At 62.6% G+C, this 6,267-nt stretch carries 7 protein-coding genes; 2 read left to right on the top strand and 5 right to left on the bottom strand.

Features of this window, described 5'->3' with window-relative positions; genetic code table 11:
- Nucleotides 1-141: 141 nt before the first annotated feature.
- Nucleotides 142-774, top strand: a complete 633-nt coding sequence (locus NW852_RS05620) for a class I SAM-dependent methyltransferase (protein ID WP_414426533.1) — start codon at nt 142-144, stop codon at nt 772-774.
- Between the two features lie 5 nt (nt 775-779).
- On the opposite strand, the gene NW852_RS05625 is transcribed toward NW852_RS05620, so the two are convergent.
- The 5 genes from NW852_RS05625 to NW852_RS05645 all read right to left on the bottom strand — a co-directional run bounded on the left by NW852_RS05625 (nt 780) and on the right by NW852_RS05645 (nt 5,713).
- A complete protein-coding gene (locus NW852_RS05625) occupies nt 780-1,607 on the bottom strand; it encodes a thiazole synthase (RefSeq protein ID WP_414366000.1) in 828 nt (275 codons plus the stop codon).
- 33 nt (nt 1,608-1,640) lie between these two features.
- Nucleotides 1,641-1,838 carry a sulfur carrier protein ThiS gene (thiS, locus tag NW852_RS05630; protein ID WP_414366001.1) on the bottom strand — a complete coding sequence of 66 codons (198 nt, stop codon included), beginning with the start codon at nt 1,836-1,838 and terminating at the stop codon, nt 1,641-1,643.
- Entirely contained in the window at nt 1,826-3,016 is a 1,191-nt protein-coding gene (locus NW852_RS05635; RefSeq protein ID WP_414372707.1) for an FAD-dependent oxidoreductase, read from the bottom strand. The genes thiS and NW852_RS05635 overlap by 13 nt, the downstream gene beginning before the upstream one ends.
- Before the next feature lie 178 nt (nt 3,017-3,194).
- The gene (locus NW852_RS05640) at nt 3,195-5,150 is read right to left on the bottom strand and encodes a bifunctional metallophosphatase/5'-nucleotidase (RefSeq protein ID WP_414426534.1); all 1,956 of its coding nucleotides are present in this window, start codon (nt 5,148-5,150) and stop codon (nt 3,195-3,197) included.
- 209 nt (nt 5,151-5,359) lie between these two features.
- Nucleotides 5,360-5,713 carry an MGMT family protein gene (locus tag NW852_RS05645; protein ID WP_414366004.1) on the bottom strand — a complete coding sequence of 118 codons (354 nt, stop codon included), beginning with the start codon at nt 5,711-5,713 and terminating at the stop codon, nt 5,360-5,362.
- Nucleotides 5,714-5,775: 62 nt separating this feature from the next.
- On the opposite strand from NW852_RS05645, the gene NW852_RS05650 reads away from it, so the two are divergent.
- A partial coding sequence (locus tag NW852_RS05650; protein WP_414426535.1) for a hypothetical protein occupies nt 5,776-6,267 on the top strand: 492 nt, incomplete at its 3' end.

Below are 6,267 nucleotides of genomic sequence, written 5' to 3' on the forward strand. Positions count from 1 at the left end.
GGGTTGGGGGTGGTCGCGTGAGCGGCGCGGAGCGCTTGGGTGACCTCTGGGAGAGGGGTTGGGGGTGAGGACCAACAATAGCAAGGAGACAGGGGAGCCGTCTCACAGGTAGGCTGGAGAAGCCCCAAGGGATCCCTGCCTATGGCCACCTTCCTGCGCGACTGGAGTTACCGCTTTCCCTGGCTTTACCGCAGCATCAGCCGTGCGGCTGCCCTAGCAGTGGGGGGATATGAGCGACTGCGCCGGTTGCCCCTCCAAGGGATCTCCATCCAGCCCCAAGAGCGGGTGTTGGATCTCTGCTGTGGCCCTGCCGAAGTGACTCCAATCCTGGCCGAGCTGAGCCAAAACGTTGTCGGCTTGGATGCTTCCCCCAAGGCCCTGGCGGCAGCTCGCCAACGCCTCCCCAAGGTGGAATTTGTGGAAGCCTTTGCCCAGGCTCTGCCTTTTCCTGCCGATAGCTTTGACTGGGTACATACCAGCCTGGCCCTGCACGAGCTGCCTTTTCCTGACCTGGAACAGGTGCTGCGGGAAGTGTGGCGGGTGCTCAAGCCGGGGGGAGGGCTTTTAATTCTCGATTTGCACACGCCTTGCCAGCCTCTCCTTTGGCCAGCTTTGGCCCTCTTTCTAGGCCTGTTTGAAACCGAGACCGCCTGGCACTTCCTCAAGCTGGACTTGCCCCAGTATCTGCAGCAACAGGGCTGGCAACCTGTCCGGCAGACCCTGCACGCTGGAGGAGCCCTGCAGGTGATCCAGGCCCAAAAGCCTGCCGCCTAAGCTGCTCACCCTTGGTGCCAAAAAGGAGTGCCGAGAACCGGTGTGCTCGGCTGGGGTGTTTCCTGGGGAACCATTGCCCCAGCCAAATAGGCTTGGCGGCCTGCGCGCACCGCCACTGCAAAAGCCTCGGCCATTGCCACCGGATCCCGAGCCAGAGCCACTGCCGTATTGAGCAGCACCCCGTCAAAGCCCCACTCCATTACCTGGCAGGCGTGGGAAGGCAGGCCTAGACCGGCATCCACAATTAGCGGTGCCTCAATCCGCTCCCGCAGCAGGCGCAAGTTGTAGGGGTTGAGGGGGCCCTTGCCAGTACCGATGGGAGCCGCCCAGGGCATGACTACCTCACAGCCGGCATCCAAGAGCCGCTGACACAGGACCAGGTCGTCGGTGCTATACGGCAAGACCTTAAACCCCCGCCGCACCAGCTCGGCGGCAGCAGCGGGCAGTTGCACCGGATCCGGTTGCAAGGTGTAGTCATCCCCGATGAGCTCTAGCTTGATCCAGTCGGTGCCGAACACCTCTCGGGCCATCTCCGCTGTGGTAATTACCTCCTGCACGCTGTGGCAGCCGGCGGTGTTGGGCAGAAGCGGGATCCCTAACTTCTGGAGCAGGGCCCAAAACCCTTGGGAAGCTTCCGACCCCAGCGCCCCCTGGCGCCGCAGGGAAACGGTCAACAGACAGGGCTGCGCCCGCGCCACCGCCTGTTCCAAAATGGCGGGTGAAGGGTAGCGAGCTGTCCCCAGCATCAGGCGGCTGGGCAGCGCTTGGCCGTAGAGCACCAAGGGATCCTCATCGGCCCGAGTCGAGGGGGAAAGCTGGAGAAGGGTGGACATTGGGGGAGGATAGGGAGAAAGACAACTGGGGCACTAGCCGCCGGCACTTGGCACGACGACCTCTACCTCGTCGCCCTCTTGCAGATGGGTTTGCCCATAGCGGGCGCGCGGCACAAATTCTAGATTAACCGCCACCGCAAAGGGGCCACTGAGCTCCACCTGGGCGAGGGCCTCGGCCAACGTGGTGCCCTCCGGCAAATCGTAAGGCTTTTGGTTGATCAAGACACGCATGGCGACAGGGATTCACCGGCAAGAGGGGCGGCCTGCACCTGAAAAGGGATCCCCAACTCTTGGGCAAGGCGACAACTGCCGTGGTGAAGGTACTCCAAAACGGCATCGTGGAGAGCCGGAGCAATGAGAAAGCCATGGCGGTAGAGACCGTTGATCTGCAACAGGCGTGGGGATGGCTCCACCACCGCCGGCAAGTTGTTCGCCAAGGTGGGACGGCATTGGCTGCCTAATTCCAGGATACGCGCTTCGGCAAAGGCAGGGTGAACCGCGTAGGCAGCGCTGAGCAGCTCCAAAGCCGAGCGGACGCTCACGGGCGAGCGATCCTCGGATTCAATTTCAGTGGCTCCCACCACGAACAGGTGCCCTGGCTTGGGAGCGATGTAGATGGGGTAGCGAGGGTGTAACAGCCGCGTTGGGCGCCGCAGCACCACCTCCGGAGCATACAAACGCACCACCTCCCCTCGCACCCCCCGCAGCAGCTTTTGCCCACCCCATTCTTTCTGAGCCCCTAGGCCGCGGCAGTCCAAAACCCAGCCGCCAGTTTGCTGCTGCCAGGCTCGCGCCCGCTCCAGATCCCAGGGGGATCCCCACTCCACTTCCACCCCGTGCTGCTGCAGTTTAGCCAGCAGAGCCAACAGCAGTTGGCGGTTGTCCAGCTGACCCTCCTGGGGAAGATAGAGACCCTGGCTAAATCGCCCGGCCAGCGAGGGCTCCAGCTCGGCCAGAGCCTGGGCATCCAGCGGCTGAGGCCGGGGGAGGTGGGGAAGGCGTTCCCCTACAGCGGCCAGTAGGGCTGAGAAGCGCTTGGCTTCCCCGGCATCTTGGCGGTGCCAGAGGATCAGGGTGCCTTCCTGCTGAAAAAAAACCGGCTCTGCCAGACTGGCCAGAAGGGTGGGCCAGCGAGAGAGGGCATAGTACCCCTGCGCTACTACGCTGGCCTCGGCGACGGCAGACTCCGCTAGAGGAGCCAGCATGGCCGCAGCAAAATGGGCAGCACTGCTCTCAGGAGCGGTGGGAGAAGCGGCCTCCACGATGCGCACAGAATGCCCGACCTCGACAAGGCTGGCGGCCAGCAGGCGTCCCATCAGGCCCGCTCCAAGGATGAGGACGGGATCCGTCTGCGCTCTCCAAGACGCAGGCGGGTGGTTGGCCAGAGAAGATGGGTTTGGCAGGCTCATGGGGCGTCGGCGGTGTCTAGCACTGCCAGCAGAACTATGCTGGCACACTTTCTACCCTATGGCTCGAGAATGCTGAATGGCTCCTCATTTGAGGAATGACGCTTTCCAAAAAACCATCCCCTCTCCCTAGAGAGGAGAGGGGCGGTTGGCTCCATCCACGGGTTAACAGTAGTCCAGCCTACAAGCCCTGCAGTACTGTATCTTGACGTACCGAGAGGTTCTGGATGCGGGTGTCCTGGGCAGCCGGTGTGTCGGCTTGGGTGAACACGCCGATCTGCCGCAGATAGCGAGCCAGGGCATCCTGTTCACTGCCGGGAGTGTCAAAGGTGATGCCGGAGCTGGGGGCCAAGTTCACCCGGTTGGGGTTGGACAGGCGCGGGAAGGGGTAGTCATCCCCACCGTTGGCCAAGAAGTCCAGCGTCACCAGGCGGAAGGTACGGCGGGGATCCCCTTGCAACTGGCCGTTGCGCACCACCACATCTCGGCCGGTGGGTGTGTCCACCCGCAAAGAGATCACGCGGGATCCTGGTGGCCGCGAGGGATCAAAGCTGAAGGCAAAGCCGCCAATCTGCGGGAAGCGGCCCGGCGTGGCTCCTGGCTGGCTTTGCGCCACCCCGTGTTCTATCAATTGCTTCAGCTCCTCGGCGGTGACGGTTACCAGCGACAGGCCGTTGTTAAAGGCCAGAGCGGTTTCGATATCCAGTTGCGAAACTTGTCCTGCCTGCTTGCCGGCATCGGGGTTGGCCACCGGAGGGATCCGCCGCACCGGCTCGCCGCCACCGCCACCGGTGGTAGCCCCAATAGGAGCGCGAATGCCGCCCCCGTTTTTCAGGGAGATGACGGTGGTGGGGTCAACCGTTCTGGCGTAGGCCAGGTTGGCATCAGCCGTGAGGTTGCCCAGGTTGGTTTCCTCGGTGCGCACCTCGGCCCGCAGGCCGTTGAGGAATTGGGTGGTAGAGCCAAAGGTACGGCCATCCTTGGCGCGGATGATGTTGCCGATCTCGTTGGCCACCCGCACCACCTCAGGGTTGGGAGTGCCGCGCACGGCTGCCACCCCTTGGTCATCGGTGGCATAGGCGCCGCTTACCGGATCGATGCGGGCAATCACCCCGTTGGCGTCGAAGCCAACCACCAAGCGGCCCACATAGCGGTAGTTGGCGCCGGTGTTGACCACTGCCACCGGCTGACCACTGGCGGAGGAGCGCAGGATGGGGTAGTCGCCCGTGCGCACATCTTCAGGGCGCAGGCGGTCGGTGGGCTTGGCAATAACACGGTGGGAGCCGCCGGCGATAATGACATCGACATCCCGCAGTTGGCTGGCCAGGGTTACCTCGTTTTGGAGCTGCTGCAGGTGGGCCAGGAGGATGATCTTGTTAATGCCCTGCGCGGTGAGCTGGTTAACGAAATTCTGGATGAGGGCAGCGTTCACCTGGTCGGTGTCGTCCACCCTGCCCTCCACTCTCACCTCAGGGCCAGGACTGGAAATGGCGGCCAAGCGAGTGGTGGTGGCACCCACCAAGCCAATCCGCTGTCCCCCTACAGTAATCACAGCCGTTTTGGCAATCTTGCCCGGAATGGAACTGGCCTCTTGCCCATCGGGAGCTAGATCAGTGCTGCTTAATTCGCCGGTGCCGCTAAAGCTGAGGTTGGCGCTTAGGTAGGGAAAGCGGGCGCCCGCATAGCCGCGGCTAGGGTCAGGCCGCAGGAGGTCGCGGAGTTGCCGGGTACCCTGGTCAAACTCGTGGTTGCCAAGAGCAGAGGCCTGAAAGCCAATGGCATTGAGGATCTCGATATCAGCCTTGCCAGGCGTGCGGTCGTAGCGAGCCCGCAGCGAGGGATCGGCGCTGGCGTTGTAGAAAGGGCTGGGAATGTAGTTGTCGCCGCTGGAGAGGATCACGGTGTTGGGAAATTGGGGCCGCAGTGCATTCACCACCGCCGAGAAGCGGGGCGCATCCTGAACAGCAGCAATGGAAGCTTCCAAGTCGCTAGCGTGCAAAATCTGCAGCGTAAAGGCGGGCGGTTGACTGGAGAGGGTGACATTGGGATCCGAGGCGATAAACCCCGCTCCTCCGCCGGCTGGAGGAACTGAGCTGTCGTCAGTGGTACCGCAGGCATTAGCCAGACCCAGTACCAAACAGCACAGCCCAGTCCACAGGGACTTGGCCAGAGGGTTCAGCCAAGCCGGGAACCCTCCCTTGGCAGGGGCTGACCCTCGGGGGCGACAAGCTGGTTTCATGACAACTCCTTCACTCCATCCACGAGACAAGACGCATCCGCGTTCACGTTACCAGAGCTGGGCGGGAGGTTTCGCTATGGCCTGTTTAAGGCTAGGTCAAGCTCAGGTTAAGCTTGCCTGGGCTCCCAGCCAAACTGGTGCAAGTCCACCCGGCCCTCGGCGTCGAAGGGGATCCCTTCGGCTTGGAGCAAGACTTTTTGCAGGTCGTCGTAGCCAAGGCGAAAAGGGGAGTAGGAGATGCGCCCTTGGGCGTTGATCACCCGGTGCCAGGGGATGTCGGTTTTTTGGCCTTGCAGGCGAAACAGGGCATAGCCCACCTGGCGAGCATACCCCGGATAGCCGGCAAGCCGCGCCACCTGCCCATAGGTGGCCACTCGCCCCGGCGGGATCCGCCGCACAACTTCATAGAAGCGCTGGTAGAGGCTGATGGATTGGGCCTCGGTGGGGCAAGCCGGTGTCATAGGGATCCCTCCCCAAACTCAGGAGACAATGGAGTTGGCTGATAACAAGCGCAGCTCTTCCTATGAGTTATCTCATTGCGGTACTGCCAGATCGCATGGCTGCCGAGGCGGCCTATAGCGCTCTGGAACAAGCCGGCTTCCCTCTGGAGCGGCTGCACCTCCTGGGGCGAGGCTACAAAACGGCAGATGAGTTTGGGCTCATCGATCCGGCCCAAGCAGCCCGCCGGCAGATGCAGCGCCTGGCCATTTGGCTGGTGCCCTTTGGCTTTTTGGCGGGAGTGGGGTTCAGCCTCCTCAGCGGCCTGGATACCTTTGCCTGGGCGGGATCCCTGGGCAACCACCTCATTGGCGGCCTATTGGGTGCCCTGGGCGGGGCCATGGGCAGCTTTTTTGTGGGGGGAGGAGTGGGTCTAACCAGTGGCTTTGGCGATGCCCTGGCCTACCGCAACCGTCTCAATGCGGGCAAGTACGTGCTCATTTTGGAAGAGGAGAACGAAACCCGCCTGCGCGAGGCAACGCGGATTTTGCGCCAATTTGAGCCGGAGAATCTACAA

Origin of the sequence: Synechococcus sp. H60.1, from assembly GCF_047462335.1 — a bacterium.
In the GTDB taxonomy this organism is placed as follows: Bacteria; Cyanobacteriota; Cyanobacteriia; order Thermostichales; family Thermostichaceae; genus Thermostichus.